Genomic DNA, 26,800 nt, shown 5'->3' with positions numbered 1-26,800 from the left:
CCGGTCAACAGACCGGACGGGTACCCATACCCGATGCGCGCGTAGGAGAACGACCGTGACGATCCCTAACCCCCGCCACACCCGCAACGCCGCCCCGCAGGTCACGTCATGACCGAGCGCGGCGAAATGAAAATCGAAGAGGGCCGCGACGATCTTCCCTTCCAGATTCACTGGGAACTCGACGACGCCCCCCTGACCGTGGACGCCTTCCGTGTGTACGCGCACCTCGTCCGCTGCGCCGGGCGGGACGGTCTGGTGTTCCCCAGTTACCTGACGATCGGCGAGAAGTGCTTCCGGGCGTCCGTGGGCGCCAAGGCCAACCCCCGCAGCCTGCGCAACCGCGCCATGAAGGCCATGCGGGAACTCGTGGATACCGGCCTGGTCCTGAAGCAGGCCCGCACCAAGAAAGGCCGGGAGGAGAACGACTCGAACATCTACGTGCTCGCCCCCCGGCGTCAGTGGATCGAGGGCATCCGGGCCAGGCGGGCCGCACTGGAGGCGCAGACCCTGGTGATGAAGGCCTCCCGGAAGGGCGCCGAAAAGGAGGCAGGTGGCACTCTGGTGATGCCACCTAGCATTCCCACGATGCCACCCCCTGGCATCCCAGCTATGCCACGTGGCATCCCAGCTATGCCCGAAGTTACTTCAACTGAAGTTCCTCAATCTTTTGAAGTTATTTCAAAAGAATCATCATCAGAGGAGGCCCCCGAGGACGCTCGCCCCATCCCGCTCGCGGATGATGATGACCTTTCGCCTGACGGCGGAACCCCTGAATGCACGCCTGAAGACACGGACGCCGAAGGTGGCGAGGACCTGCTCCTGGATCAACTGGTCGGGTCTGGCGTGGAAGGCGGGGAATCAGGCACAGCCGAAGGTGTTGAAGATGTTCCGCCGGCGGCCGCGGCCCCTGTGGAAAACCCTGTGGAAACCTCCGGCACTCACGCCTGGGCGATCCTGGCGCTGGAACCCGTCCCGCTCGCGGACCTGCAGGCCCGTCCCGCCCGCGACCCGGAAGGCCTGAAGGTCCTGCGGGCCCTGATGCAGGCCAGTAGCGCCAAGCGCCTCGGGCACCTGCGCGAGCAGCTGGCCCTGCCCGGCACGCACCGGCACCTGCTGCCCCGCCTGACGGACGCCGAACTGGACCGCGCCGCGAAGGCCGCCTCGCACGACGCCGCCCGCATTCCCGGTGGCATGCCGAACGCCGGGTACTACGCCCTGGACCGCCTGCTCGGCAAGGCCTTCACGCCCGAGATGCTCTCCGGCCAGAGGCCCCCGGCCCCCCAGCCTGCCCTGGGCCACGCGTACGACGTGAAGAACGAAGGCGCCCGCCCCGTTCCCGTCCAGCAGGACGCGCCGGTCGACGCGGCCATCGAGGCCGAAGGTGCCCTGGCGGCCGGGAAGATCTGGCGGCACAAGGCCAGCGGCACCCTGGTCCGCATCGAACGCATCGACGGCATGACCGTCCACCTCGACGGCGGCGACAGCCTGAGCATCGCGAAGTTCAGCACCACCCACGTCAAGCACACCGCACAGCAGGCGGCCAGCTGATGCCGCGCCGCAAGACGTCCATCCCGAAGTACATCGACGAGATCCCCGACGGCCTCGCCACCCGCGACCAGCTGAAAGCGGCAGGCCTGCAACCCGGACAGGACACACCGGCCGCGCTGGTGGAACTGAACACCCCGAACTCCCAGCTGCTGACCGGGCTGTTCGAACGCGCCGCCGCCGTCCCGCTCGATCAGGAGGACCTCGCATGACGCCCGCCTCCCCCATCCCGCACGCGGCCGTGATCACCGTGACCGGCTGGCCCACCGTGCTCCCGGACGGCATCCGCATTCACGGTCTGCACGTCCGCACCGCCTGGCGGCCCGGTGAGACCCCGCAGCGCGTCACGGTCCGCGCGTTCCCGGACACCAGTCCGCACGGCGGGCTGCGCCGCCTGTACGCCCCGCCTTCGAACATCCGCCCGGCCCGCCGCCCGAACGGCACGGACGTCCTCGTGACCGGGCAACTCCTGAAGCTCGACACGGTCGAGGGTCTCATCCGCGTGAAGGTCGCGCCTGCCGTGGCGAACACGCACCCGTTCACGGTGACGCTCCAGGCGTCCACTGAGGTCCTGCGTCTGGATCCGGGGACGTTCAGCGTGACGGTGCGTGGCCGGGTCCTGAGCGTCGGGCCGGGCGTCCTGCTGGCCGATCAGGTGCGCAGCGTGTACGCGCCCGTCCCGGAACGCTGGCAGGGCGTCCGCGCCTACACCCGCCGCGTGGGCACGGCGCCCCCGGCAGAGCCGCCCGTCGCGGCTGACTGAACCCACCCCGCACTCCGCTCTGCCCACGAGTCCCGCCCTGGCCCCCGCGCCGGTGCGGGACTTCGCGTTGGAGGTTCTCCGTGCTCGACGACCTGTACGTCGTGGCCGACGACCGGCCACCCGCCACCCTCCGGACCCTGATCGCGCACGCCGCCGAGGTGCGGCGCAGCAGCGTGCTGATCTACCCGGTTCTGGACGCCGTCCCGGACCTGGACTTCACGGCCCGCCGCCTGCTGGACGCGCTGGACGAGGACACCCGCGACCTGCACCACGCCGCGCAGGCCTTCGCCCTCGCGTGCCTGCGGGCCGCGCGGCACCGCTGGCACGGCACCGACAAGCAGGCCACCACCCGCGCCCGCGACCGGCTCGACGAGGCCCGCAAGGCCCGCGAGAACCAGCAGGCCCTGAAGGACCTCCGCCACAAGGTCGCGCAGCGCCCCTCGCCCCCACCGCCGCCTCTCATGCCCACCCTGCTGGAGATCCCATGACGTACAACCGACATATTCCCGGTCCGCTGCTCGAACAGCCGTTCACCGTCACCGCTGGCATCGTCGTCGTGTACGGCGTGGAGTCCGGCATCAGCGTCCGCATTCCCGCCGGTGGCACCTGGCCCGGCCACGCCGACCTGCCCGCCGCCATCGCCGATCACCTCGAACTCCACACGACCGGCTGCACGCCCGGCAGCGCCTGGACGGACACCGTCACCCCCGACGCCCTCGCCGCCGGGGTGGCGCTGATCACCGCGCAGGCCCTGATGCTCCGGCGCCTCGCGGCCCGCATGAACCTGCTCGAGCAGCTCGGGCATCCGCCCCGCACGCTCAACCAGGCGCTCGGCGGCGGCCTCGTCGGCAGCGTCCGCGAGAGCTTCACGAAGTTCAGCCGCACGTACTGACCCACCGCAGGTCCATGGGAAATCCCATGGACCCCTGAACTCCACAACCCACCGTCCCGCGACCGGGCCGCCCCCACCCCAGGAGGCGGCCCGCGCCCATTCCCCCCGGAGGACCCCCTTGCCTGACCACCCTGAACCCCTCTACCAGCTCCTCGTCACCGAGTCGGACCTTCTGGCCCTGGAACGCGCCGCTGAACTCAGCGGTCGCCTGCACATGGGGCAGACCTGGGCGGTCGCGGAGCACGTGGACCGGGCCGACATGACCCCCGAGGGCCGCAGCGCCTTCCGCAGCGCCCTGGACGCCCTCGCTTACTTCATCACTGGCCTCCATAACCCCGCGCACGCCCGCTACCCCACCGACCGCGCCCGGCAGGCCGGAGAGCGGGCCTTCCACCTGCAGGACCACCTGCGGTACGCGCGGACCGCCGATCCGAACGTCCGGCCCCTGGCGTTCGCGCCGAACCTCGCGCGGCGCATCACGCCCCGCCCGCCCGCCAAGCCCGCGCCCGTCGCCCTGAACGACGTGCTGAAAGCCGATTTCGGCAGTGAGGACCTATGACCCTGATCCAGCTCCAGATTCCCGTCCCCGACCCGCACGACCTCACGACCGGCGAACGGGACGCCATGACGGACCAGCTGCGCCGCCGCGCCGCCCGCGACCTGCCCGTCCACGTCACGCCGGACGGCCTGCGCGTCAGCGTCCTCGACTGCACCCCCGACCAGCACCGCGCCCTCAGTGCCCACCTCGACCACCTGCGCCGCCCCGGCACGCCCCGCACCGCCCAGGACCAGCAGCTTCTCGCCGCCTTCGGAGGCCCCCAGTGACCCCAGACCAGACGCACGACCTCATCCGGTACGCCATCTTCGCCGCCATCATGCTGGGCATTCTGGGCGCCTACGTGGCCACCACCCTGCGAACCGACCGACCCGCCCGCCGCGCCCACACGGACCGCCGCCTCTCCCCCGTCGAGTACGCCACGCTGGAGATCGTCCGCGCCGGACTGCAACGCCACGGGTTCGACGCCCTGAAACCCGAGCACGTCCACAGCGCCCGCCGCGCCGCCCTGATGATCGCCGGGGAGGCCCGGAAAGACCCGGAAGGTCCGCAGTGACCGGCCCCCTCCCCTGGCCCGCCGTGCGGCGCGCCCTGCGGGGCATCTCCTGGGCGCAGCCCGTCCCCGCCCGCGCCGCCCCGGCTGCCCTGCGCCTCCTGCCGCACCTGCGGCTGCCGCTGTGCATGGACCTGATCGGCAGCACCAGCGAGATCTGGCGACTGACAGACGCGCCCCCCAGGCGACTGATCGAGGCGGTCCTCCGCACGCAACCCGACCACGGCCCCACGCTGCCCCTCTGGCCGGACGGAGTGCCCGCTTGACGCCGGACCCGTCGCTGCTCGAGGCGGTCCTGCTGGCCGCCCTGGAAAGCCCGTGCGGGATCACCGGCGCCCTCGCCCGGTCCCGCACCCTCACGCCCGCCCCGCTGCCCGCCCTGGACCGCGACGAGACCGTCCGCTGCGCCCTCGCCCGGTACGTCCGCGAGCACTGGATCCAGGTCCTGCCCGGCGCCGCCCCCCGCTACCACCTGACCGGCCTCGGAGAGCAGCGCCTCCTCTGGCACCGGCAGCGCGGCACCCTGGAGGCCCCCGCGTGACCGGCACGCCCGCACCCTTCAGGCGCCAGTGGACCCTGACGGACCTGGGCGCCGCCCAGCAACCCCTGGCCCGCGCCCGCCTCGGGCTGCCCTGACGTGCCGTTCGACGAGACCTTCCTGCGCGAGTACCGCCGCAGGCACCCGCACCTGTTCCCAGAGGACGCCCAGCCCCAACCGCCGCCCGCTCCGGCCCCGCCGCGCGACAACGGGTACCCGGACGAGGCGGCGTTCCAGGCGGCCGCCGTGCGGGAACTCACCGCGCTCGGCTGGCACGTCCAGGAGTCACTGAAAGGAAGCCAGCGGGGCGGACCCGTCTGGTACACCGCCGGGTGGCCGGACCTTGCGCTGTACCTCCCGGACGGCCGGCGGCGCCTGTGGTTCGCGGAACTCAAGCAACCCGGCAACAAACCCAGCGACGACCAGCTCGCCTGCCACGCCCGCCTCCGGGCGGCCGGGTTCCGCGTGGTCGTCGCGTACACCCTGGCCGAGCTGCTGGCCGCCGAGCAGGAGGAACGCGAGTGAAGAAAGCCCCGCACCCCGCCCACCGCTACCGCCACACCGCCGAGAAACTCCGCGAACGCTACGGCCTGCGCCTCACCCGCGCCGCGTACCAGGACCTCTGCACCCGGATCCGCGCGGACCTCGCCCAGGACCGCCTGCTCACGTACCCCGCCAACGGCACGCGCCTGTTCCTGCACGTCCCCTGGCGCGGCGTCACGCTCCGCCTGATCTGGTGCCCGCACACCCACCTGATCATCACCGCCCACCACCCCCACGCCCGCTGGGAACGCAAACGCGCCCGCAAGCACGCCCGACAGGAGAACCGCGCCGCATGACCATCCACGCCCGCCTCAAACGCATCCTGATCCTCGCCCGCCTGCACTTCACGCCCCTGCGCCCCCGGATCCTCAAGGGCCTCGCGCTGGGCGTGGACACCGCCCTGGACTTCTGGACCACCTACCGCGTCGGCCCCGGCGTGTTCTACGCCACCGTCTTCCAACTGGAACGCGAGGGTCTCGTCACCCGCGCGCACCTCACGGACGGCCGCGCCCAGTTCACCCTCACGCCCGCCGGCCAGCGCGCCGCCGAACCCGCCACGAAACTCGACTGCGACCTGATCGAACTGCTGATCCTCCAGAGGTGGTCATGACCCGCCGCCAGCTGCACCTCACGGCCGTCCTCGCCCGGGGCACCGTGAAGACCGAGAGAAAACCCCTCGACCGCAGCGGGTATCTCCCCCACGAGATCCACGAGGTGGTCGAACAGTGGTTCGCCGAAATGGTGGCGCTCATCCGCAGGCGAGGCCGGAGGGAATTTCGCTGGGAGGTGCCCCTGAATCAGCCCTGGCCTCTCCCGGTCCCCACCATCGTCAGCAGAACGCACGGGGTGGTCTTCTACACCCCCGACAGCCCCGACTGGAACAGCCCGCGCAGCCACCCGTTCCAGCCCCGCCCCTGGGAGTCCGCGTGAACCGGCGTACGGAGGTGCTGCACGAGCAGTGGGTGCAGGAGGGCAGCCCCGGCCTGGGCGACCTGCCGGACTGGGCGCAGGCAGCGCATCACGTCCTACTGGCCCGCCGCGCCGCGCCGGACGGCCTGTCGCCCCGCAAGGCCCAGATCCTGGGTCTCGTCCGGGCCGGGCAGAACCGCGAGCAGATCGCGAAGAGCACCGGCCTGAGCGTGAACACCGTCAAGAGCCACATCGACTCGCTCTGCACCCGCTTCAAGGCGCGGAACATGCGCGAACTGCGCGAGGTCGTCGAATGAAATACCGGTCTGGCCCCACGCCCACCAAAGCCCAGCAGGCAGCGCGTCGCCACCGCCTGAAACGCGTCCGCCAGCATCACGGGGCCGGGCTGCCCTGGGCGTCCGCGCAGCGCCTCACCGCACGCGACTACCGCAGCCGCCTCGGGTACGTCCCGATCAGCGACCTGGAACCGCACTACCTGCCGGAACTCGGCCTCCGGGAGCCCGCGTGACCCGCGCGCTCACCGGCGAGCTGGCCGAAGCGCTCGCGGAACTCGACACGTACGGCCCCACCCCCGCCGCCCTCGACCGCGCCCGGCAGATCCAGCAGGCACACGTTCAGCCCGCCCGGATCCTGAACCGCGCCCTGGTGACCCTGGCCATCCACCTGAACCCCCACGGGGAGCGGCGGCACCTCTGGACGCACAGTCGGGCCCTCACGGCGGAAGACATGGCCACCATCGTTCACGGCCCTGGCACGTGCAGCCGCACGCCGGTCAGGGAGTGACGGCATGAAGAAGAATTGGCCGCCCCTCCTGCCGTTCCACCTGGCCGTCCTGGCCGTCGTCACGCCGCCCGGCAGCATCCCCGCTGGTCCGCCCGCGCGTCGACCGCGCCGCTTCCCGATCCCGAGGTGACCCCATGACCGACCGCCCCGTCCGCGAATCCCTGGAAGCTGAACTGCTGCGCGCCTACCAGCAGAACATCGAGTTGGAAAGCACTCTGCGCCTCGCCAGACATGAACGCAGGCTGCTCAAGCCCCACCCCGCCCGCTGGCCCGTCCGCGTCCTCTGGGGCGGCTGGCCGGTTCCCTACCGGCCCGGACGTCCCATCCGCCCCGGCACCGGCGCCAGCTGGTTCGACCAGCACGGCAGCGAGGAGTGGTACGCCACGATCCGCTACGTCCGCCTCGGCCCGATCATTCTCGAACTCGGCCGCCGACCCGACCTCGACGAGGCCCGGCAGAGCGAACTCGACTTCTTCCACCGCGTCCACCGGGGCGCCCGCGACATCGCCCGGACCCGCCTCGCCACCCTGAAACGCCACGTGGACGGCCCCAGTGGTCATCACTGACGCCGCCATCCGCGCCGCCCGGACCCGCTGGATGGAACGCGACGACGACAGCGCCATTCGCGCCATCAACCTCGTCATCCAGCGCGGCGACCGCAGCGCCCCGCACGGCCGCCCCCGCATCCAGCTGGGCACGCGCGTCCTGCACCTGATCGAGAACCGCGTCACGGACGCCACCGTGACCGGCATGCGCCACGCCACGAACCTCTACCGCCGCGCGAAACGCGACGCCCGCGAGCGCCGCAAGGGAGCCACACCGTGACCCAGTCTGACCCCATCAACACCGACAGCCCCGTCCACGAGCACTTCGAACTGAGCTACGCCTCCTACAAGGTCCTGCCGCGCACGGTCCTCCAGAGCATGCCGGTCTGGTGGCAGCGCGCGTTCGTGGACCTCATGGACCTGCTGGACGAAGCGGGCGCCGACCTGCCCGCTACTGACTACTCCGTACAGGCCGGCGATTGGAAGTCCCCGGACGCCATGGCTCCCGACCGCCTGCGCCGCCTCGGGTACCGCTGGGGCCCCGGTAAGACCGTGCTCTACGCCGCCGACGGGCACGACCTCGACCCGTCCCGCACGTGCGCCTTCGACCCCAGTCCTGATCCCCTCCCGCACTACCAGCGCGGCCGCACCCGCGTCCCCCTGCGCGAGATCCAGCGCCCCGCGTGGCTGCCCGCGCAGCCCGAGGCTGAATGACCACCCTGACCGTCACGAGCAGCTGGACGCACGCCCAGTGGTCCCTGTTGAAGTACCTCGGCAGTGGCGGGCAGGTGACCGTCCGCCGTCAGGGCCGCCGCCGCGTGGCCGAGGGTGATCACTACGCCGCGACCTGCGAGAACCTCGACCGGCTGGCCGACTGGGGCCTCGTCGAGGTCACGCAGGGCCGCGCCGCCGCCACCAACGACGGCCACCGCGTCCTGCAGGAGTACGCAGCGGAGATGAGCGCATGACGGCCGCCATCTACGCCGGATTCCTGATCATCGCCCCGGCCGCCATCCTCCGGAGCCGCCCATGACCGGCACCTGCGCCCGCTGCGCCGACACGCGCACCATCCTCACGCAGACGGGAGTGGCACCCTGCCCTCTCTGCGCCGAACTGCCCGCCGGAGCGCTGACCCGCGTCAAGAAAGGCCAGCTGATCGGCCAGCGCCTCCCGCACCTCATCCACACCGCCGACCGCGCCCACGGCCGCGCCGAATACATCCCGCCCAGCCCCGACCTCTCCCCTCTGATCCGCCTCGCCTGGACCTGCGGTTACACACTCGCCGTGCACGGTAGCCTGGAACGCGACCTGGACCTGATCGCCTGCCCGTGGACCGAGGACGCCGTGAGCCCCGACGATCTCGTGAGCGTTCTGATCGACCAGGGACGCCTGAAGCAGCGCGGCCCCTGGGTGGACAAACCGCACGGGCGGCGCGGCCTCACCCTCCGCTCAGGCACGGACGCTTGGACGAAACACATCGACCTGAGCGTCATGCCTCGCCTGAAGGCCGTCCCATGAGCCGCAGCACCCGGAGCATCGCCCGCCGCTACGGCCTCCACCACGGCGACGTCACCACCCGCGCCCTCACTCGTCACGTCACGCCCCTGCGCGCCGCCCGGCAGCTGGCCCTGGAACGCGCCCGGCCGCAACTCCCGGGTCACTGCGCCACGGTTGTTTCCGCGTACGTCGCTTTCAGGAAGGCCACCGCCGCCCTGGCCCTCTGCGCGCCCACGGAGCAGCGCGCTGTCACGAACAGCCGGAATGGAGAGCCCCATGACGAACACCATCGAAGTCAACGCCACCCTGCACCTGGAAGTCCGCTCGCGCGGCACCCGGCCCGGGCAGGTGCACCGCGAGCACCGCGTGTACACCCACACGCAGGTCGTCGATCCGAACGACCCGGAGCCGTGCATGGTCACGATGCAGCGCCAGGTGCAGCACGCCGGCGGCCTGAGCATCAGCACCTGGACGTGGACGCCCGAAACATTCGACCTCGACGCCCGCACCAGCACCTTCCGCGAGAGCGTCAAGGCCAGCGACAAACTCCTCGAGTACCTGGAACGGTTCGACTGGACCCGCCGCCCGGACCTGGAAGAAGCCGCCGAATGACGAACACGGTCCTCCCCCCGCAGGAGATTCCCTGCCCGTCGTGCGGCGTGCTGCTGAGCGTCAGCCGCCGCACGAAGCCCGGCGAGGTCGCCCGCTGCCCCGAGTGCCGCGCGACCAGCACGTACCAGGACGGCACACTCACCCCCGCCCACCCGGACCCGGTCGCCGCCCCGCCCGCCTGGGCGTTCGCGGTGCCCGGCTGGCGCTGGAGTCACCCGTGAGCCGTTACGTGTCCCGTCACGCGATCGAGCGGGCCATCAGCGCCGACCCGGCCGCGCAGGCCCCCGCCGCGAACCTCCTGATCGACGAGCCGCCACCCCTCCCGGACCTGCTGACCATTCTCGACGCGGCCGGATTCGAGTACAAGTTCTCCCGCCGCTTCCGTGACGGCGCGCCCTGCTACTACGCGACGGTCTGGCACCCGACCTGGCTCGCCCTGCGGGGCGGGTACGTCCGCCGCGTCACGCACGCCGACGCGCCCGGCGCCCTGATCCGCGCCCTCGACGCCGCCCTCCGCTGGCAGGGCCGGGCACGCCACCAGGCCCCCCCGCCGGAGTCCGCGTGACCCGCCGTCACCTGCGCGCCCACACGGCCCGCCTGAACCGCCGCCCACCCCGCACCCCAGCCACCCGCCGGAGGTAACGCATGCCCCACGATCCCGCCCCCGCCGCCCAGGCGGCCGGTCACGCGCCCGACGCGACCGGCCCGGCCACCCTCACACCCACCCTGCCCCTCGCGGCGGACCTGCGCGCCATCGTCGACCAGGGCAACAGCGACACCCTCCAGCAACTCGACACGCTCACCCAGGGCCTCCAGCGGGCCGCGCAGAAAGGCCTGAGCGAGTACTTCCACGCCGGGGACTTCCACCCGGGCGTGGAAGGCGACCTCCGCACCGCCGGGTACCGCCTCACGCACGTCCCGTCCCGCAACCAGCGGGAACCGAGCGGCTGGTGGATCCGGTGGTAACGGCCCTCCTCACCCGCTGGCGCGCCCGCCGCGCCCTGCGCCGCACGCCGCCGGAACTGCGGGTCCTGCACGCCCTGGCGACCGGCGTGACGTACCCGCCCCTGATCGCCAGCGCGTACCACCTGACGCTCGCGCAGGCGTGCGACACCCTCACGGACCTCGAACGCCGCCGCCTGGTCCGCCCGCACGTGCCCCGCCCCGGCCAGGAGGCCGCCAGCACCCTCACCCGCTACGCCCTGACCCTCGAAGGGGAATGGCACGCCGCGCGGTCCCTCCTGCCCGGCCTGCAGTCCGGCACGCCCACCGGCTGGAAAGGCGTGCACCTGTGCGTCCGCCCCGGCCAGCACCTGCTGCCCGTCGCGACCCTCAGCCCCATCACCGCTCACCTGGAAGGACGGTCCCACCCATGATGATCCCCCGCACGAACGTCTGGCTGCCTGAACTCCCGCCCGTCGACGGGACGCTCCCCGTCACGGTGGACACGCCCTTTCACGTCACCGAGGGCCTCGTCGTGGTGGAGGGACGGCACAACCTCACCCTGCTGCCCGGCGCGACCTGGCCGGGCCTGGGCGCCCTGCCCGCGCCCATCGCGACCAGCGTCATGAGCGGAGATCTGCGCGCCGCGACCGGCACCCGCCTGCGCCCCGCCACGCCCGCCGAGATCACCGCCGGGATCGCCCTGGCCACCAGTCAGGCCCTCCGGTCCCTGCCCGGCGCGGAAGCCTACGCCACCCTGACCGCGCTCACCGGGCACGCCCACACGCCCAGGGACGCCATGTACATCCTCGACATCAGCCACGAGACCGCCATGCGCGCCCTGAAGCGCCACCAGGAGGTCACCCGTGGCTGACCCCGCCCCCCACCTCCACCCCGACCCCGCCACGCTCCCCCCCGTCGCCATCGGCGACATTCACGGCCGCCTGGACCTCCTCGACGCCGCCATCGCCGCCTTCCCCAGCCGGAAGTTCGTCCTGCTGGGCGACTACACCGACCGGGGACCCGACAGCGCCCAGGTCATCGCCCGCGTCCGGGCACTGGTGGACTCCGGGCGCGCCACGGCCCTATGTGGCAATCACGACCAGATGCTCATTGACGCCACCCTCCACGACCAGGGAGAGGCCCTCTGGGACATGAATGGCGGCGACACCACCCTCGACAGTTACGGCGGGAACCACGCCGCACTGCTCGCCGACGCCCAGTGGATGGACGAACACCTCCTCCCCCACACCATCATCGGCAGCACCCTGTACGCCCACGCCATGCGCCCCGACCCCACCGGACGCGACCTGTACGCCCACACCTGGGGCCGCCCCGACGGCGAGACACCCTTCTACCCCCTCCCCCCCGGCGTCACGCACAGCGTCCACGGGCACACCGTCATGCAGTACGGCCCCGTCCCCCTCCAACTCACCGACGGGACCGTCGCGTGGTTCATCGACACCGGCGCCGTGTTCCTCGGGACGCTCACCGCACTGGACACCGCCACCTGGATACCCCACCTCTTCAGCGACCAGACGCCCGCCACGCCCGCCCCGCAGGTCACCCCATGACCGCCACCGCCCCAGCACAGGCCCCGGCCGTCACCCCCATCCACCCCGAAGCGGCCGCCCTGCTCATCAGCGAACAACGCGCCCGCACCGGGTACCGCAGCCTCCTCCAGTACGCCCACGAACTCCACCAGCAGGCCGCCAACGCCCAGGACCTCCACGAAACCCTGCACGACCTCAGCGCTTTCCCCGAAGAAGACGACGACCGCAAGGCGTACGACACCCGGTACCAGGCCGCCCGCGCCGAACTGGAAGTCACGCGGCAGCAGGCGCAGCAGCACGCCCGGCGCATGATCCGCAGCAGCAGCGCCGCCCGCCACCACCACGAGTACCTCGCCACCCTCCTCCTCGACACCGCCCGCCAGGAAGCCCTCCAGCGCCCTCTGCGCGCCGCCCAGCTCCGCACCGCCCCCAGGCCCGCCCTGCCCAGCAGCGCCCACGCCGTCCACCCCGCCCTCACCATCGACCCCGTCCAGATCCTCCACGAGCAACGCCAGGAACACAACGCCATCGCCGCCGCGTTCCTCGGCCGCCCCCGCCGCACCGGCGACAGCCACCTCGGCACCACCGCCGACGAGGACACTGCCCTGCTCCTCGACACCAACCGCGACCGGCACAGTCACGCCCTCCTCGCCGCCCGCTACCTCCTCACCGGCCCCGACACGCTCGCCCGGCACCACGCGCAACTCGCCTGCGACGCCGAAACGCAGTACCAGACCGTGCACGCCCGCATCCAGCGCGCCCACCGCGACGGCCGCCGGTCCGCACCCTGGCAGGACGGCACCACCTGGACCGCGCACCTCCCCGACCACAACGACCCCGACCTCGCCCAGACCATCCCCTTCCACTTCCACCTCGACCTCCGCTGGAGCGACGACGGCCTCGCCCTCCTCGTCGAACCGCACGACGCCGCCCACTTCGAACGGCAGAGCGGCATCACCGTCGGACGCGGCTGGCACTCCCTCGCCCGCTGGATCCTCGACACGCACGCCCGCCTCGGCGGAGAAGGCCCCGGCCCCCGCCCCAGGCACGAACACCTCATCTGGACGCCCGCCACCGACCGCGACGGCCTCCGCCTCCCCCCCACCCTCGAAAGCCGCTACCCCAACCTCATCGCCGCCCTCGAAGCCCTGCGCGTCACCCTCACACCCGCCACCTGACCCGCCGACAAAACGGCTTGACAAAACGGAAAAATTACCCCACACTCTCCATAACGTAGACGACGTCTGCCACAACCCGGACACCCAAGCCCCCGCACCCACACGCGGGGGCTTTCTCATGCCAGGAGCGCCCATGCCCAGAAAGACCCCCAAGCGCCCCTGGCACGAACAGGCGCGCCACCTCACCCCCGAAGCGTTCTACCTCGACCTCCGCACCTGGACGGACGCCCAGCTCGCCGCCCGGCAAGACGACGCTCACCACCTCCCCCAAGAACACCGCGAGTACCTGCACGCCGAACACGCCCACCGGCACCGCAACGACCACCGCGACCCCTGGGCCACCGTCACCACCCTCTACAGCCCCCACGCCTGGACCACCCACCTCAAAACCTGGACCCTCACCCGCCTCCGCCAGGGACAGGCGCACCTCAACCGCCTCCCCGACGAGTACGCCCGCGCCCTCAAAGCCCAGTACCAGTACCGCCAGGACCACCCCTGGATCAAAGACCACACCTGACCCCACCCCACCCACCCCACCCCAGGAGGTGACCTGATGCCCACACCCAAAAAGCAACCCGCGAAGGCCCAAGCACAGGCCACCCCCAAACCGCACAAGCCGGGCACTGCCCAACCCAAAAAGACCAAAGGCGGACAGGGCCCCAAAAACCCCGCCGACAACCTCATCCAACTCGGCCCCGAAGAACAGAAATTCCAGGACGCCCTCCGCGAATGCATCCCACAGGAACGCAAATTCATCCTCACGATCCTCGAAGGACACAACCACACCCAGGCCGCCATCAAAGCCGGATACGCCGTCCGCGGCGCCGACGCCCAGGCCGCGAGGATGTTAGGACGAGCCAGGGTCAAAACCGCGCTCGAAGCCGGGTACGAAGCGGCCGGCATCAGCCCCGCCCGGACCCTGGCGTTCATCGCGGCCCTCGCGAACTTCGACCGGTCCCAGATCGAGACGATCGTGCGCCAGCGGACCGTGGATCACGAGTACCGCCGGGCGGACGCCGTGGCGGCCACGGTGCAGCGCGAGGTGGACGTGACGCGCAGCATGCTCGACGACCTGAAGATCGAGGAGGCGGACGAGTCGGAGCTGAAGCCCCTGCAGATGCGCCTCAGCAAGGCCCGCATGCGGCTGCTGGACCTGAACCTGCTGCTGGACGGCGACCCGGACGCCATGACGGTCGTGGAGGTCGAGCGCCTGGAGGAAATCCCGCTGATCGACCTGAAGAAAGCGCGGGAGTTGGGCCTGTCGCGCTTCGTGAAGGGCGTGAAACGCGGGAAGTACGGGTACGAGGTGGAGTTGCACAGCTTCATGGACGGCGTGGACCGCGCCGCGAAGGTTCACGGGCTGTACCGGGAGACGCTGGCCATCACGAACCCGGACGGCACGCCCCTAGACGCCGTGCGGAACTCCGGGCCGGAGGACATCGGGAAGATGCTGGCCGCGTATGACGAGATGCGCGCGGCCGCGAGGCGCTCATGACGCTGATCAGTGGGAGCGTGCCGGTCGCGGCGTCCGTGGTGTGGGCGCACCGGCCTCAGCTGCCGGACGTGCTGCACGTGGACATCGATCAGGCGATCGAGTTCGCGCTGGACTGGCACAAGGAGCAGCGTCGCCTGGAGATCTTCCTGGAAGTCAAGCGGCGCCTGCAACTGCTGGAGGACATCGGGAACGACCCGGCGCGGCAGGCGGCGTGCATCGCGGCGTGCATCGCGGACCCCGTGACGTTCATCAACGACTGGTGCTGGACGTACGATCCGCGCAACGTGGCAGTCGGCCTGCCCGGGAACGTGCCGCTGCTGCTGCGGCCCCGGCAGGAGGAGTTCGTCCGGTGGTGCGAGGACCGCATCGAGAACCGCGAGAGCGGCCTGATCGAGAAGAGCCGCGACGAGGGCGCCACGTGGGTGTACTGCGCGCGGGCGCTGCGGCGCTGGCTGTGGTGGGACGGCTGGAAGATCGGCGTGGGCAGCCGCAAACTGGAGTTCGTCGATAAGCGCGGCGTGATCGACTCCATCCTGGAGAAGGTGCGGTTCCTGATCCGGAACCTGCCGGACTTCATGATTCCCGACGGCTTCAACGAACGGGACCACATGCCGTTCATGCGGATCAGCAACCCCCGCAACGACGCCGTGTTCACCGGTGAAGGCGGGGACGACATCGGACGCGGGGGCCGCAGCACCGAGTACCTCGTGGACGAGCACGCCAACCTGGAACGCCCCCTGCTGGTCGAGAACGCCCTGTCGCAGAACGTGGAGACGGTGTTCTACCTGAGCACGCCGCGCGGCCGGGGGAACCTGTTCGCGCAGAAACGCTTCGGCGGGCGCATCAAGGTGTTCACGTTCTACTGGAAGGACAACCCCGACAAGAACTTCACGGTTCGGGTCCGCGTGAACGACGGCACCGGGGAACGCGTCATGACCATGTACCCCTGGTACGAAGGGCAGAAACGCAAGAAGGACCTCAAGCCCGTCACCATGGCGCAGGAGATCGACATCGACTACGACGCCAGCGTCGAAGGGATCCTGATTCCCAAGGCGTGGGTTGACGCCGCGTTCCTCCTGGACCTGCCCCCCAGCGGCGGCGTGACCGCCGGACTGGACGTCAGTGACAGCGGGCAGGACCGCAGCGTGTACACGGCCCGCAGTGGGCCGCGCGTGCTGCGCATGCAGGACGTCACGGCCGACACGAGCGCCCCGGTGGACGTGAAAGTCGAGATGCTCGCCACGCAGGACGGCATCAGTCTCCTGCACTACGACCGCATGGGCGTCGGCGCCAGCATCACGGCCACGCTCGTCCGGAAGAGCCAGGCGCAGGAAGTGCCGTTCCTGGTGCAGGGCATCGCGAACGGCGAGAAGGCCAGCGAGACGCTGTACGAGGACCTGCCCGACACGACTGCCCGGCAACGCTTCGCGAACTACGCCACGGAACTCTGGTGGCGGCTGTACCTGCGCTTCAAGTGCACGCACGACGTCCTGACCGGCAAGGCCGACCATGACCTGAACGACTGCATCAGCCTCGCCGCGCTGCGCGGCACGGAAGAGGAACAGACGCTCCGGCAGCAGCTCACGCAGCCCACCACGCGCCGCATGGGGCAGAGCGACCGCCTGATCGTCGACAAGCTCGGCGGGGACAGGAACGCCCCCAGCCCCGACCGCGCCGAAAGCCTCATGTACGCCTTCGCGGTCGCCCCGACCTTCGAAGTGGAACCCGAGAAGCCCCGCCCGACCGCGCAGGACGTTCAGAACGTCATGACGGCCTTCACCAGACGACTGAGGAGGTGAACCCACCATCGGCATTCGAGACTCCCTGACCCGCGCCTGGCGGACCCTGAACACCCCCTTGCAGGACCTCCTCCCGCGCCGCCGCGCCCGCGCCAGCCCCCAAGCCCGGCAGGCCGTCACGGGCCGCGCCTCCTGGGGCATCGCGAACCTCACCCGCAGCCTCCGCAGCAGCGGCCGGCAACTCGGCACGCAACGCAGCGCCGAGAACCCCGGCGCGATGCTCGACCGGATCGCCGGGGCGTACCTCGGGTACCCCGGCGACACCCGCACCCGCCTCACCGGCGTCCTGCGGATGCTCCTGCAGAGTGACGAGGACGTCAGCGGCGCCGCCAGCGACTACCTCGCCATCGTCAACCCCGGCCACACCATCGAATTCACCGGGAGTCGCAAGGCCGTCAAGGCAGCCCGCGCGGAACTGGACACCTGGGCCGCCACCATCTTCCCCGAGGGAGGCGGACTGGACGGCCTGATCAACAACCAGATCCTCGAACTGCTCGCCAGTCCCGCCAGTAGCGTCGAATGGCCCACCGACGACACCCGCAGCGGCGTGATCGGCGCGGTCGTCGTGCCCGCCGAACGCATTGCCGTCGGGTACGACCCCACCACCGGAGGGCGCACGTACCACCAGGTGGGCGTCGCCATCAACCCCATCGAACTGGACCCCGCCACGTACCTGTACGCGCCGCTTCTCACGATGGGCGGCGACCCGCACGGCATTCCGATGTTCCTCAGCGCCCTGCGGAGCCTGGACCGCAAGACCCGCCTGATCGACAACGTGGACCGCGTGATCGACCTGATGCGCAAGATCGCGCTCGTCGGCGTGGAACTGCCCCTGCCCAGCCCGCAGGAACTCGGCCTGACGGACGCTCAAGACCCCCGGTACGCGGAACTGAAAGCCGAGTACACCAACCAGGCGGCCGACATGATCCTCGGCCTCGCGGACGAGGGCCTGTTCGTCGGGCCGGAAGGCACGAAGTTCAGCATCAACAACATCACGCACTCCCTGACCGGACTGGACGCCGTGACGCTGGAGAACAACCGCCGCGTCTGGAGTGGCCTGCACACCACGGGCTTCATGCGCGGGCACATGGACAGCACCACCGAGGCGCTCGCGAAGATCGTCTACCCGATGATTGAGGCGCGCGCCACGAACATCCAGGCCGTCCTCGCGCGGCAACTGGAATTCGGACTGAACCTGCACCTGCGGCTGCGCGGCATTCGCGCCGTCGCGTACGTGCGCTTCCAGCAGGCCCAGAGTGCGTTCAAGCAGGCGGAAGCCGAGGCGTACAAGACCCGCATGGAAGCCCACCAGATCGGCAAGGCCATCGCCGGGAAAGCGTACGCCCGCCGGTTCGCGGACGACCTGGACTTCAGCGACGACGAGGACCAGCACGCCCCCGCCTGGGCGGACACCTGGGACGACAACGCAGGCACCCCCGCGCCCCCACCGCCCGCCCCCTCCAGCAACCCGGACGCTCTGATCACCGCCCGGTACGCGTACCACCCCCGCGAACGACGGTACGTGCACGCCCCCACCCCCCAGGAGTGACCATGACCACCAAGACCCGCAGTCCCACCCACCTCAGCGGCGTCACCGCCCTGATCGCCAACGGCCGCTGGGCCATCAAAGGCGACCAGCTGCAGGACATCGTCACGGGCTTCAGCGCGTACCTCGCCGGGCACGGCCCCAGCGAAGACACCCTCCGTGAACTCAGGGCCGCGCGCGAGGGCCGCGCCGCCGCCACGCAGGACGCGCAGGACGCCACGCCCAGCGTCGCCATCATCCCCCTGCACGGCACGATCTTCCCGCGCGGCAGCATGATGGTCTGGATGTGCGGCGCCGTGGACCCGCACACCTTCGCCGACCGCGTCCGCGCGGCCGCGCAGGACCCGGCCGTGACGAGCATCATCATCGACATCGACAGTGGCGGCGGCGCCGTGTCCGGCATCGACGTGGCCGCGCAGGCCGTCGCTGAAGCCGCGCAGGTCAAGACCGTCACCGCCATCGCGAACACCATGGCGTGCAGCGCCGCGTACTGGATCGGCGCGCAGGCCACCGAGTTCATCGTCACGCCCGCCGGTGAAGTCGGCAGCATCGGCGTGATCGGCACGCACACCGACCAGACCGCCGCCCTCGAAGGGGAAGGCCTGAAGGTCACGTACGTCCGCAGCACGGAACGCAAAGCGCTCGGGCAGCCCGGCGAAGCCATGGACGGCCCCGTGCTCGCGCAGTGGCAGGCGGAAATGGCCACCGTGCACGACCTGTTCGTGCAGGCCGTCGCCACCGGACGCGGCGTCACCACCGCGAAGGCCAGCACCTGGGCGACCGGGGACGTCTGGTTCGGAGACGGAGCCGTCACCGCCGGACTCGCCGACCGGGTCGGCACCCTCAACGACATCATCACCGAACACCTCCAGGCCGCCACGCCCCAACCCGCCCCCACCCTCCGCCTCGGCCGCAGCGCCAGCGCGGAAGACCCGCACCAGGAGGACACCGTGCTCATCACCGTCAAAGACCGCACCGGCAAAACCCACACGCTCGACACGACCACCGACGCCGCGCAGACCGACGCGCAGACCCTCACCGCCACCCTCGAAAGCGGCGCGTACGAAGCGGGCATCCAGGCCCAGCGGGAACTCACCGCCGCCGCCCTCGGCGTCGAAGTGAACGACCTCACCGCCGACCGCCTCACCCAGCTGCGCGCCCAGGCCGCCGACGGCGCCGCCTACCGCGCCAGCCTCATCGAGAAAGTCGAAGCGCTCGCCACCGGCGTCTACGGCGCCGACGCCACCGCCGCCATCGAACGCGCCGCGCGCCTCGCCAGCAAGGCCGACACGGCCGACCTGCCCGGCATGATCGACGACCTCACCGCCCAGAAAGCCGCCCTGTACCCCGCCGGACGTCAGAGCAAACCCGACAACGGCGCGCCCGCCCAGGCCGAAGACGCCAAACCCACCGCCCCCACCCTCCCCCCGACCGCCTTCAACTTCTAACCCCCACCCGCCGCCCCACCCCACTTCCCCCGGAGGAACACCATGAAATTCGGAGAACTCGTCTTCAACGGCCAGAACCACTACCCCACCATGACCCTCGCCAACGGCACCGAGATCGGTGACGCCGTCGCCCACACCGGCGCCGCCACCGCCGGACGCGGCGCGGACGGCGACCCCCTGCTCGGCAAGGTCCTCACCAAGGAAGCCGACGGCGTCGGCACCGTCGCCCTCGAAGGCGCGGGCTTCACCGACATCGCCACCGTCGGCACCCTCCCCCTCGGCTACCAGACGCTCGTCGTGGACGGCGCCGGGAAAGCCAAGGTCGGCGCGGGCGGCACCCGCGTCCTCGTGAACATCGCCACGAACGGCCTCGCCAACATCAAGCTGTAACCCCCGCCCCCGGCAAGACGAACCGCGCCCACCCCCACACCAGGGGTGGGCGCACCCATGACGCCCGCAGGAGGGCCAGCCCATGCCGAAAATCAAGAAGATCACCGACCTCACCCTCGCCCTGAAAGCCGAAGCGCACGCCGAGAACCGCACGTTCGCGCAGCAGATCCAGCACCTCGCGGACAACGGCGAGATCGACAGCAACCTGTACGACCCCGCCACCCGCGACAGCACCGGCGCCAGCGTCGCCGCGTGGAAGCAGGTCATGGTGCGCGGCGCGGGCCTCGAACCCCGCGGCCGTCACGCCGCCGCGACCGTCAACGACGCGTTCTTCCGCCAGGAAGACAACCGCATCCTGTTCCCCCTGTACATCGAGGAACGCTACCGCGAAGTCGGCCGTGACAGCCGCAACGGCCTGACGCTCGCCGACGTCGTCACCGACACGCAGCCCGTCGAGGCCAGCGTCGTCAGCACCCAGCTGCTCAGCTTCCAGGACGACGAGAACGCCGACCTGGCCCGCGTCGCCGAAGGTGCCGAGTACCCCGTGCTGACCATCACGCAGGGTGACGCCGTCGTCCGCCTGTTCAAGTACGGCGGCCGCCTGGAAGCCAGCCTCGAGGCGATCCTGAACGCCAGCCTCAGCACCTTCGACCGCTGGCTGCTCAAAGTCCGCCGTCAGGCCGACCGGAACAAGATCCGCAAGGCGCTCGACATCCTCAAGAACGGCGACGGCAACAACAACGCCGCCCCGAACGTGAACGCCGCCGGGGCGAACCTGACCGCCGCCGACTTCATCGCGCTGCTGATGAAAGCCGAGGAGTACGGCGCGGAACCCACCATCCTGACCGGCGCGACCGCCGCGCTCGGGCAGGCGCTGAGCATGGACATCGTGACCGGCACGGGCAGCACCGCCGCCGCCGCCGACTTCCGCGACACCGGCACCTTCCCCACCCTGTTCGGCATGCGCCCCAAGCTGCCGCCCCAGCGCAGCGTCCTGACCGGCACCGACCAGTTGCTCGCCATCGACCCGGCCGCCGCGCTGACCATGCACTACGACCCCCGCTTCGACCTCGTCCGGTACGAGGACATCATCCGCCGCGACCTGCAGGCCGTGCAGATCACCGAGATGCTCGGCTTCAGCAAGCCCGACACGGGCGCCGCCACCACCCTCACCCTCCAGTAAGCGTCACGCCGGGCCGCTGACCCCAGCAGGCCCGGCGCAGGAGACCCCCCCCATGGCCACCAGGAAAGAGAACGCCGGACTGCTCGGCGAGAAACTCGGCGTCACCATCAACACCGAGGCCACCAACCCGAAAGCGGACGTCCTTCAGGGCTGGGCGGACCGCGTCGAAACGGACCCCGAAGGCGTCAAACGCGAGATCCTGACCACGCAGGTGCAGGACGCCCTGGACGTCGAACTCGCGGACGCCACCCTGACCAGCGTGCAACTCCAGGCACTGCTGGACGAACCGGACGCGGACGCCGCGCGCGCCGCCCTGGCGGAACTGCAAGGCGGTAGCGCCAGCGCTGGCAGCGCCGAGCCTGCACCGGACGCGCCGACCTTCACGGTCCGCGTGAACGACGCCATCGCCGCGTACGGCGGCACGTTCACCGACCCCGACCAGGCACAGGGCAACCGCGTCATCGGCGCGGACCCCGTCACCGCCCACTGGACGCCCGCCCTGGCGCGCGGCCTGCGCGACGGCACGCTCGTCGAAACGGAGGACTGACCCGTGATCACCGTCACGCCCGCCGAGGTGCCCCAGCTCATTCCCGGCGCGCCGGCTGACGTGACGGACGGGCACCTCACCCTCGCCGCCCTGTGGGTCGCGCAGCGCCTCACGGAACGCAACGTCAGCGACGCGGCTCTCACCGAACCGCAGGCCCTGGCCGCCCGCACTGCGCTGGCCGCCAAGGCCCTGGAAGTCCGCAGTGCCCTGACCGGCGGCGTCACCCGCCTCCAGGTGGCCGCCGGAAGCACCAGCGGTGGCGCGCTGGAAAGCATCAAGCTGCCCGGCCTGGAACTGAAGCTCGGGAAGACCACCACCACGGACGGCGCCGAGCTGCTCGACGTCGCCGCCACCACCTGGGCGACCCTGGCCGAGCAGCTGCTCGCGTACGCCCTGCCTGCCGCGCCCCGCCGCGTGCTGTTCCCCGGAGCGGCCCGGTGATCCTCGACCTGCTGAACGCCGCGTCCGCGCAGCTGGATCAGGTCGGCCCGATCGTGCAGGACGTCCTGGCCAGCAACCTCGCCCGGCCCGCCACCCTCACGCGATTCGGAGCGGCCCCGCAGGAGGTCCGCGCCCTGATCGCCGAAGAGGAAGACCGCAGTACGGCCGCGCCGGACGTGCACGAGCCCGGCGTGAGCAGCCGCACGCACACCGCCCTCCTGCCGTTCCTGGACGCCGCCCGCACCGTCGGGTGGACACTCACGGACGACCGGGGCCGCGTGTTCGTGCCGGTCGCGCTGCCCCTCAACCCCGGCGGACGTGACTTCTGTCTCGTCGCGCGGGTCGCGCCGCTCGTCGAACGCACCCGCGTGCACGACCTGGCGTTCAGCGTGCCGGGCACCGGGATGACACGGGACTCGCTGGGCAACCCCAGGCCCGCTCCTGGCGGCGCCCTGGCCGTGCAGGCCCGCCTGAACGCCACCACCGACCCGAAACTCCGGGACACGGTCGGCGCGGACAACGCGGACCTGGTGCTGATCGGCCGCTGGGGCAGCCTCACCGCCCCCACCAGCAGACCGGACGGCGTGCGCTGGGGCAGTCAGTCCCCGCTCGTCATCGACGGGCAGACCGGGACGCTCACCGTGCAGCTCGCCTACCCGGACGAGGACACCGCCACCGAAGCCCAGTTCGGGCAGCGGTTCCTGGCCCTCTGGAGGACCCCATGAACCCACGCAAGAAAGCCGCCCCGAAGGCCGACCCGAAAGCCGACGCGCCGGCCGCGCCGGAATCCACCCTGGACCGCCTGCTCGCCCGCGTCACCGTCGAGGACGCCCCCGACCAGGAGGACGCCGCGACGTTCGCCGTGGACCGCGTCACCCGCACCGTCCTCGTCCGCGTGAATCCCGACCTCGTGAACGACGAGGCCCGGCACGGGTACCGCCTGCGCGGCCTGCTGAAGCTCGTCCTGAGCGGGTACGCGGCGTACAACAACGACGTCGCCCGCCGGTACGGCCGCTTCGACGAGGGCCGCGTGTACGACAAGGCCGAATCGGACGCGCTGATGGACCTCGAACCGCTGCTGCACCAGCTGCTGCCGTTCGAAGCGCCGGACGCGCCCGCCCCGGCCAGCGAGGACTGACCATGGCCGTGCGCGTCACCACCGACATCCGCCCCATCGAGGCCCGGGGCCGCCGCGCGCTGCTCGCCACGGCCGACGCGGTCGGGAAGCGCGCGGAACTCCTCATTCGCGCCCGCACCTGGGCGTGGCCCGGCACCACCAACCGCGTGAACGGCGAGGTGGCAGGCCCCAGGCGCAACATCGTGGACACCGGCACCCTCGCCCGCAGTCAGCAGGCCCCGCGCCTCACCGGGCCGCTGAACGCCCAGATCACCTGGACGGCCGCTTACGCCGCCGCGACGTTCCTCGGCGCGGTGTTCCGCAAACGCCGCTACAGCCTCCCCGCCCGCAACGCGCCCGCCCAGGCGCTACGCAGCGTGAACCTCGCGCAGGAATTCGCCCGCGCGTACCGGCAGGACCCGTGAAGCAACCCACCCCCCTCCAGCTGCGCGAGGCGGTCGAGGCGGCCCTGCGGGACGGGGACGTCACGCCCGGCACGTACACCTGGCCGGGCGGCGCGCAGACCCCGGCCCTGTACACCGGCGACCCGCCCGAAGGCGTCACCGTCACCGGCCTGGAAGTCCTGATCCCCGCCACGCCCGACAGCGACGTGATCAGCACCTTCGCCGGGGCCATCACCATCGACCGGTACCCGATCCGCGCGGTCGCGCACGACGGGCAGAGCCTCACGCCGTTCTTCACCGCGCTGGCCAGCGCCTTCCGCAGCGTCGCCGCCCCGCAGGTCCTGCAGGCCACCGACCGCTACCCCGACCAGATCCTCGTCACCATCACCCCCTGAGCGCCCCGCGCTCATCCCCTTCAGGAGGGAACCACCATGGGTTACACCGCCGCAGAACTGAAAGAAAAAATCACCCTCGGCCGCGACAGCATCTTCCGCGTCGCCCCCCTCGCCGCCGGTGGCGCCATGCCCGCCGCCGCCGCGTACAAGGAACTGTGCCTCGCCAGTGAAGTCACCGTCGGCTTCGAGAACAAGACCATCAGCTTCCAGAACTTCTGCACCGGCGGCGACGAGATCGAAATTCCCGTCGGCAGCACCGGCAGCGTCGACCTGAGCGAAATGCAGTGGATCGAGGACGACGAGGCGCTGCTGATCATGGAAACCGCCGCCCGCGACCTGACCGCCATCGCGTACGAGTACCTGCCCGCCGGGGCCGGAGCGGGCAAGCCCGTGTACCGCGGCGTCATGGACGTCAACAGCTGGAAGCTCAAGAGCGCCAGCGACGGCACCGTCACCGTCGAGAACCCCACCCTCAGCAGCGCCGGGAAGCCCGAGAAAGGCACCCTGACCTGATGATCTGGCGCGACACCTGGGACGGCACGCCCGGGGTCGTCGTCATCACGGAACAGGCCGAGGAGGACGGACAACTCGACGCCGTCCTCCTCGGCCTGCGCCTGGACACCCTCCCCGCCACCGCCCACATCACCAACGAACACGGCCGCGCCCTGCGCGTACACCTGCCGCGTGACGTGGACGCCTTCAGTCTCAACACCCGCATCACCCTGACCGTGGAGGTCACAACATGAGAAGCCAGAAATTTGCGTTCGGCACCAACACCCGCCGCACCCTGCCGTTCACCGTCGCCGGCGAGACGTTCTTCGCGCACCCCCTGACCGCCGACGAGGACCTCACCCTCGCGGACATCGCCGACCGGTACGACCTGGACGGCCTGAGCGGCGCGACCCTCGGGCCGTTCATGGCCGAGATGGCCGAGACGCTCGCCCGCATCCTCCAGACCCGCGCGCAGGGCAGCACCCTGATCCCCACCGAGTGGGTCCTGACGCACGTCGGCCTCAGCACGCAGACGCCCATCCTGGACCTGCTGCGCACCGGCAACCGCCCCGAACAGCCGCTGGAGCTCACGCCCTGGCTGGACGAACCGTTCAGCATCCAGGACCGCGCGTTCACCGCCCGGCCCCTGAACTTCGCGGAGCACATCCGCCTCGGCAGCCTCCCCGAAGACGGCACCAGCCGCGAACTCACCCAGGGCAGCGCCGCCCTGATCGCCGAGTACCTCGACGCCCGCACCGACGAGACCGGCGAACCCATCACCGCCGCGTGGCTCACCGCGAACGTCACCGCGAACGAACTCGGGCAGATCCTCAGCCTCCTCCAGAACGGCCCGGAGGCCCTCGACCCAAACGCCGACCGCCCCGGGGAGGGCAGCCCGCCCAGCGAGGCGGACGCGTCCAGCACCTCCTGAGCGTCCTCGCCGCGTACGGCGAACGCTACGGCACCGACCCCGCCACCCTCCTCGACCGGCCCATCGCGCAACTCGAAGCGCTCGTCGAGGAAGGCCACTACCTCCGGTACATCGAGCACCGCCCCCTGTACCAGCTGCTCGCCACGTACCTCAACGGGCACGGCGGCAAGGACCCCCAGGCGAAGAAAGTGCCGCGCTCGCGCCTCTTCACGCCCGAGGAACTCATGCCGCCCCACCTGATCCCCGACGACCTGCGCCCCTTCCGGTTCACGCCCGGCGAGGCGCACGCCATCCTGGACGCCCTGCCGCACCTGAAGCCCGGCGGGAACTGGGTGTTCCAGGCGCTCGTGAACAAGGTCATGCCGCTCGACGAGATCAAAGCCAGCGCCGGTATTTGAGGAAGCTGGTGCGCAGGCGCTTGCCTGCGGTAAACCCAGCGGCCTCCACAGCCCCCCGCCGCCCCTGCCCAGGTTGTGCCGACACGGGCAGGGGGAACCGGGTACGGTGAACGGATGCGACTCCTGATGCCACTCCTGACGTTGGCCCTGGCCACTCCCGCGACCGCTCAACAGGCACCGAACCCTGCGTGCACGACCGGGGAGATTTACGTCGGAGGCGCACCGGCGCAACCCTCATACCGGTGGGTGGAACCTGCCGCTGGCCTCACGCCCGCAACGCAGAAAGTGCTCCGGGAGAAATGGACACTCACCTGCCCAACCTACGAACTGACCAGCACGCCCAGAAGCGTCACCGTCCGCTCGCTGACCGGGCACCCCCAGGACGCCCTGACGCCCCTGCGTCCCCTCCAGGCCTACGGCAGCGGCTACTACCGTTACCCTGCCCTGCGGCTCGACTGGATAGGTCAGAGCATCGACCTGACCTGGGACGGGAAAGACACCGTGACACTCACCGGCAACACGGACACCAGCGTGATCGTCGCCCTGCGATCCGGGGACACCCCCCTGCGGCTCGTGAACTTCACGCGCCAGGAACCCTCCCTGACGCTCCCGGCCGACCAGTCATTCGAACTGCACATCAAACTCCAGTACCCGATCATTCCGCCGCCCTGGGCGGCCATCATCTACCAGCAGGACACGGGCACCCTGACCCTTGAGCGTACCCGCGCCTTCCCTGACAGGTAACCCAAACCGAGACCCACGCCGCCCCACGGGGCGGTTTTTT

The 26,800-nt window shown here is 71.0% G+C and carries 48 protein-coding genes; all 48 read left to right on the top strand.

Going from position 1 to position 26,800, the window contains the following annotated elements; translation table 11 throughout:
- The first annotated feature begins 108 nt into the window (after nt 1-108).
- The 48 genes from IEY70_RS12645 (at nt 109) to IEY70_RS12415 (ending at nt 26,760) form a co-directional block, all read left to right on the top strand.
- Nucleotides 109-1,548, top strand: coding sequence for a helix-turn-helix domain-containing protein (locus IEY70_RS12645; protein WP_189065386.1), 1,440 nt, complete (start codon nt 109-111; stop codon nt 1,546-1,548).
- The gene (locus tag IEY70_RS12640; protein WP_189065385.1) at nt 1,548-1,757 is read left to right on the top strand and encodes a hypothetical protein; all 210 of its coding nucleotides are present in this window, start codon (nt 1,548-1,550) and stop codon (nt 1,755-1,757) included. The genes IEY70_RS12645 and IEY70_RS12640 overlap by 1 nt, the downstream gene beginning before the upstream one ends.
- A complete protein-coding gene (locus IEY70_RS12635; protein ID WP_189065384.1) occupies nt 1,754-2,308 on the top strand; it encodes a hypothetical protein in 555 nt (184 codons plus the stop codon). Before IEY70_RS12640 ends, IEY70_RS12635 begins: the two co-directional genes overlap by 4 nt.
- A gap of 80 nt (nt 2,309-2,388) precedes the next feature.
- Entirely contained in the window at nt 2,389-2,796 is a 408-nt protein-coding gene (locus IEY70_RS12630; protein WP_189065383.1) for a hypothetical protein, read from the top strand.
- On the top strand, nt 2,793-3,200 hold the full coding sequence (locus IEY70_RS12625; RefSeq protein WP_189065382.1) for a hypothetical protein: 408 nt from the start codon (nt 2,793-2,795) through the stop codon (nt 3,198-3,200). Before IEY70_RS12630 ends, IEY70_RS12625 begins: the two co-directional genes overlap by 4 nt.
- Before the next feature lie 118 nt (nt 3,201-3,318).
- Nucleotides 3,319-3,759 carry a hypothetical protein gene (locus IEY70_RS12620; RefSeq protein WP_189065381.1) on the top strand — a complete coding sequence of 147 codons (441 nt, stop codon included), beginning with the start codon at nt 3,319-3,321 and terminating at the stop codon, nt 3,757-3,759.
- A complete protein-coding gene (locus IEY70_RS12615; RefSeq protein ID WP_189065380.1) occupies nt 3,756-4,025 on the top strand; it encodes a hypothetical protein in 270 nt (89 codons plus the stop codon). The genes IEY70_RS12620 and IEY70_RS12615 overlap by 4 nt, the downstream gene beginning before the upstream one ends.
- On the top strand, nt 4,022-4,312 hold the full coding sequence (locus IEY70_RS12610; protein WP_189065379.1) for a hypothetical protein: 291 nt from the start codon (nt 4,022-4,024) through the stop codon (nt 4,310-4,312). The genes IEY70_RS12615 and IEY70_RS12610 overlap by 4 nt, the downstream gene beginning before the upstream one ends.
- Nucleotides 4,309-4,575 (top strand): hypothetical protein, encoded by a 267-nt coding sequence (locus IEY70_RS12605; RefSeq protein ID WP_189065378.1) that lies wholly within the window; start codon nt 4,309-4,311, stop codon nt 4,573-4,575. The genes IEY70_RS12610 and IEY70_RS12605 overlap by 4 nt, the downstream gene beginning before the upstream one ends.
- Nucleotides 4,572-4,850, top strand: coding sequence for a hypothetical protein (locus IEY70_RS12600; protein ID WP_189065377.1), 279 nt, complete (start codon nt 4,572-4,574; stop codon nt 4,848-4,850). Before IEY70_RS12605 ends, IEY70_RS12600 begins: the two co-directional genes overlap by 4 nt.
- Nucleotides 4,851-4,946: 96 nt before the next feature.
- Nucleotides 4,947-5,372: a VRR-NUC domain-containing protein gene (locus tag IEY70_RS12595; protein ID WP_189065376.1), complete on the top strand. Its 426-nt coding sequence runs from the start codon at nt 4,947-4,949 to the stop codon at nt 5,370-5,372.
- Entirely contained in the window at nt 5,369-5,686 is a 318-nt protein-coding gene (locus tag IEY70_RS12590; protein ID WP_189065375.1) for a hypothetical protein, read from the top strand. Before IEY70_RS12595 ends, IEY70_RS12590 begins: the two co-directional genes overlap by 4 nt.
- Nucleotides 5,683-6,000, top strand: a complete 318-nt coding sequence (locus IEY70_RS12585; RefSeq protein ID WP_189065374.1) for a hypothetical protein — start codon at nt 5,683-5,685, stop codon at nt 5,998-6,000. The genes IEY70_RS12590 and IEY70_RS12585 overlap by 4 nt, the downstream gene beginning before the upstream one ends.
- Nucleotides 5,997-6,320, top strand: a complete 324-nt coding sequence (locus IEY70_RS12580; RefSeq protein WP_189065373.1) for a hypothetical protein — start codon at nt 5,997-5,999, stop codon at nt 6,318-6,320. The genes IEY70_RS12585 and IEY70_RS12580 overlap by 4 nt, the downstream gene beginning before the upstream one ends.
- Nucleotides 6,317-6,616, top strand: coding sequence for a helix-turn-helix domain-containing protein (locus IEY70_RS12575; RefSeq protein ID WP_189065372.1), 300 nt, complete (start codon nt 6,317-6,319; stop codon nt 6,614-6,616). Before IEY70_RS12580 ends, IEY70_RS12575 begins: the two co-directional genes overlap by 4 nt.
- Nucleotides 6,613-6,828, top strand: coding sequence for a hypothetical protein (locus IEY70_RS12570; RefSeq protein ID WP_189065371.1), 216 nt, complete (start codon nt 6,613-6,615; stop codon nt 6,826-6,828). The genes IEY70_RS12575 and IEY70_RS12570 overlap by 4 nt, the downstream gene beginning before the upstream one ends.
- Nucleotides 6,825-7,103: a hypothetical protein gene (locus IEY70_RS12565; RefSeq protein WP_189065370.1), complete on the top strand. Its 279-nt coding sequence runs from the start codon at nt 6,825-6,827 to the stop codon at nt 7,101-7,103. The genes IEY70_RS12570 and IEY70_RS12565 overlap by 4 nt, the downstream gene beginning before the upstream one ends.
- Before the next feature lie 4 nt (nt 7,104-7,107).
- On the top strand, nt 7,108-7,233 hold the full coding sequence (locus tag IEY70_RS21310) for a hypothetical protein (protein ID WP_268243913.1): 126 nt from the start codon (nt 7,108-7,110) through the stop codon (nt 7,231-7,233).
- A gap of 4 nt (nt 7,234-7,237) precedes the next feature.
- Complete coding sequence (locus IEY70_RS12560) at nt 7,238-7,669, top strand: hypothetical protein (RefSeq protein WP_189065369.1); 432 nt, start codon at nt 7,238-7,240, stop codon at nt 7,667-7,669.
- Nucleotides 7,656-7,928, top strand: a complete 273-nt coding sequence (locus IEY70_RS12555; protein WP_189065368.1) for a hypothetical protein — start codon at nt 7,656-7,658, stop codon at nt 7,926-7,928. The genes IEY70_RS12560 and IEY70_RS12555 overlap by 14 nt, the downstream gene beginning before the upstream one ends.
- Nucleotides 7,925-8,362, top strand: coding sequence for a hypothetical protein (locus tag IEY70_RS12550; protein WP_189065367.1), 438 nt, complete (start codon nt 7,925-7,927; stop codon nt 8,360-8,362). The genes IEY70_RS12555 and IEY70_RS12550 overlap by 4 nt, the downstream gene beginning before the upstream one ends.
- Nucleotides 8,359-8,616 carry a hypothetical protein gene (locus IEY70_RS12545; protein ID WP_189065366.1) on the top strand — a complete coding sequence of 86 codons (258 nt, stop codon included), beginning with the start codon at nt 8,359-8,361 and terminating at the stop codon, nt 8,614-8,616. The genes IEY70_RS12550 and IEY70_RS12545 overlap by 4 nt, the downstream gene beginning before the upstream one ends.
- Nucleotides 8,617-8,677: 61 nt before the next feature.
- Complete coding sequence (locus IEY70_RS12540) at nt 8,678-9,166, top strand: hypothetical protein (RefSeq protein WP_189065365.1); 489 nt, start codon at nt 8,678-8,680, stop codon at nt 9,164-9,166.
- Nucleotides 9,167-9,421: 255 nt separating this feature from the next.
- The gene (locus IEY70_RS12535) at nt 9,422-9,757 is read left to right on the top strand and encodes a hypothetical protein (protein WP_189065364.1); all 336 of its coding nucleotides are present in this window, start codon (nt 9,422-9,424) and stop codon (nt 9,755-9,757) included.
- On the top strand, nt 9,754-9,978 hold the full coding sequence (locus tag IEY70_RS12530; protein WP_189065363.1) for a TFIIB-type zinc ribbon-containing protein: 225 nt from the start codon (nt 9,754-9,756) through the stop codon (nt 9,976-9,978). Before IEY70_RS12535 ends, IEY70_RS12530 begins: the two co-directional genes overlap by 4 nt.
- On the top strand, nt 9,975-10,322 hold the full coding sequence (locus IEY70_RS12525) for a hypothetical protein (protein WP_189065362.1): 348 nt from the start codon (nt 9,975-9,977) through the stop codon (nt 10,320-10,322). Before IEY70_RS12530 ends, IEY70_RS12525 begins: the two co-directional genes overlap by 4 nt.
- A gap of 80 nt (nt 10,323-10,402) precedes the next feature.
- The gene (locus tag IEY70_RS12520; RefSeq protein WP_189065361.1) at nt 10,403-10,723 is read left to right on the top strand and encodes a hypothetical protein; all 321 of its coding nucleotides are present in this window, start codon (nt 10,403-10,405) and stop codon (nt 10,721-10,723) included.
- Nucleotides 10,717-11,133, top strand: a complete 417-nt coding sequence (locus IEY70_RS12515) for a hypothetical protein (protein WP_189065360.1) — start codon at nt 10,717-10,719, stop codon at nt 11,131-11,133. Before IEY70_RS12520 ends, IEY70_RS12515 begins: the two co-directional genes overlap by 7 nt.
- Nucleotides 11,130-11,573, top strand: coding sequence for a hypothetical protein (locus IEY70_RS12510; protein WP_189065359.1), 444 nt, complete (start codon nt 11,130-11,132; stop codon nt 11,571-11,573). Before IEY70_RS12515 ends, IEY70_RS12510 begins: the two co-directional genes overlap by 4 nt.
- Nucleotides 11,566-12,273, top strand: a complete 708-nt coding sequence (locus IEY70_RS12505) for a metallophosphoesterase (RefSeq protein ID WP_189065358.1) — start codon at nt 11,566-11,568, stop codon at nt 12,271-12,273. Before IEY70_RS12510 ends, IEY70_RS12505 begins: the two co-directional genes overlap by 8 nt.
- Nucleotides 12,270-13,430, top strand: a complete 1,161-nt coding sequence (locus tag IEY70_RS12500; protein ID WP_189065357.1) for a hypothetical protein — start codon at nt 12,270-12,272, stop codon at nt 13,428-13,430. Before IEY70_RS12505 ends, IEY70_RS12500 begins: the two co-directional genes overlap by 4 nt.
- Before the next feature lie 133 nt (nt 13,431-13,563).
- Entirely contained in the window at nt 13,564-13,947 is a 384-nt protein-coding gene (locus IEY70_RS12495) for a hypothetical protein (RefSeq protein WP_189065356.1), read from the top strand.
- A gap of 36 nt (nt 13,948-13,983) precedes the next feature.
- Nucleotides 13,984-14,925 (top strand): terminase small subunit, encoded by a 942-nt coding sequence (locus IEY70_RS12490; protein ID WP_189065355.1) that lies wholly within the window; start codon nt 13,984-13,986, stop codon nt 14,923-14,925.
- Complete coding sequence (locus IEY70_RS12485) at nt 14,922-16,724, top strand: hypothetical protein (RefSeq protein WP_189065354.1); 1,803 nt, start codon at nt 14,922-14,924, stop codon at nt 16,722-16,724. Before IEY70_RS12490 ends, IEY70_RS12485 begins: the two co-directional genes overlap by 4 nt.
- Nucleotides 16,725-16,782: 58 nt before the next feature.
- Nucleotides 16,783-18,273, top strand: coding sequence for a hypothetical protein (locus tag IEY70_RS12480; protein ID WP_189065353.1), 1,491 nt, complete (start codon nt 16,783-16,785; stop codon nt 18,271-18,273).
- A gap of 2 nt (nt 18,274-18,275) precedes the next feature.
- The gene (locus IEY70_RS12475; protein ID WP_189065352.1) at nt 18,276-19,718 is read left to right on the top strand and encodes a S49 family peptidase; all 1,443 of its coding nucleotides are present in this window, start codon (nt 18,276-18,278) and stop codon (nt 19,716-19,718) included.
- 42 nt (nt 19,719-19,760) lie between these two features.
- Nucleotides 19,761-20,108 (top strand): hypothetical protein, encoded by a 348-nt coding sequence (locus IEY70_RS12470; protein WP_189065351.1) that lies wholly within the window; start codon nt 19,761-19,763, stop codon nt 20,106-20,108.
- An 82-nt stretch (nt 20,109-20,190) separates the two neighbouring features.
- Nucleotides 20,191-21,291, top strand: a complete 1,101-nt coding sequence (locus tag IEY70_RS12465; protein ID WP_189065350.1) for a phage major capsid protein — start codon at nt 20,191-20,193, stop codon at nt 21,289-21,291.
- Nucleotides 21,292-21,343: 52 nt separating this feature from the next.
- Entirely contained in the window at nt 21,344-21,838 is a 495-nt protein-coding gene (locus tag IEY70_RS12460) for a hypothetical protein (RefSeq protein WP_189065349.1), read from the top strand.
- A gap of 3 nt (nt 21,839-21,841) precedes the next feature.
- A complete protein-coding gene (locus IEY70_RS12455) occupies nt 21,842-22,279 on the top strand; it encodes a hypothetical protein (RefSeq protein ID WP_189065348.1) in 438 nt (145 codons plus the stop codon).
- Nucleotides 22,276-23,004, top strand: coding sequence for a hypothetical protein (locus tag IEY70_RS12450; RefSeq protein WP_189065347.1), 729 nt, complete (start codon nt 22,276-22,278; stop codon nt 23,002-23,004). The genes IEY70_RS12455 and IEY70_RS12450 overlap by 4 nt, the downstream gene beginning before the upstream one ends.
- Entirely contained in the window at nt 23,001-23,417 is a 417-nt protein-coding gene (locus IEY70_RS12445; protein WP_189065346.1) for a hypothetical protein, read from the top strand. Before IEY70_RS12450 ends, IEY70_RS12445 begins: the two co-directional genes overlap by 4 nt.
- 2 nt (nt 23,418-23,419) lie before the next feature.
- Nucleotides 23,420-23,821, top strand: a complete 402-nt coding sequence (locus IEY70_RS12440; RefSeq protein ID WP_189065345.1) for a hypothetical protein — start codon at nt 23,420-23,422, stop codon at nt 23,819-23,821.
- Complete coding sequence (locus IEY70_RS12435) at nt 23,818-24,195, top strand: hypothetical protein (RefSeq protein WP_189065344.1); 378 nt, start codon at nt 23,818-23,820, stop codon at nt 24,193-24,195. Before IEY70_RS12440 ends, IEY70_RS12435 begins: the two co-directional genes overlap by 4 nt.
- Before the next feature lie 36 nt (nt 24,196-24,231).
- On the top strand, nt 24,232-24,708 hold the full coding sequence (locus IEY70_RS12430; RefSeq protein ID WP_189065343.1) for a hypothetical protein: 477 nt from the start codon (nt 24,232-24,234) through the stop codon (nt 24,706-24,708).
- Nucleotides 24,708-24,941 (top strand): hypothetical protein, encoded by a 234-nt coding sequence (locus tag IEY70_RS12425; RefSeq protein ID WP_189065342.1) that lies wholly within the window; start codon nt 24,708-24,710, stop codon nt 24,939-24,941. Before IEY70_RS12430 ends, IEY70_RS12425 begins: the two co-directional genes overlap by 1 nt.
- Entirely contained in the window at nt 24,938-25,618 is a 681-nt protein-coding gene (locus tag IEY70_RS12420) for a hypothetical protein (RefSeq protein ID WP_189065341.1), read from the top strand. The genes IEY70_RS12425 and IEY70_RS12420 overlap by 4 nt, the downstream gene beginning before the upstream one ends.
- A gap of 644 nt (nt 25,619-26,262) precedes the next feature.
- A complete protein-coding gene (locus IEY70_RS12415; RefSeq protein ID WP_189065340.1) occupies nt 26,263-26,760 on the top strand; it encodes a hypothetical protein in 498 nt (165 codons plus the stop codon).
- The last annotated feature ends 40 nt before the right edge of the window (nt 26,761-26,800 follow it).

Origin of the sequence: Deinococcus seoulensis (assembly GCF_014648115.1) — a bacterium.
GTDB lineage: Bacteria > Deinococcota > Deinococci > Deinococcales > Deinococcaceae > Deinococcus > Deinococcus seoulensis.
This window is presented reverse-complemented; position numbering and strand designations above follow the sequence as displayed.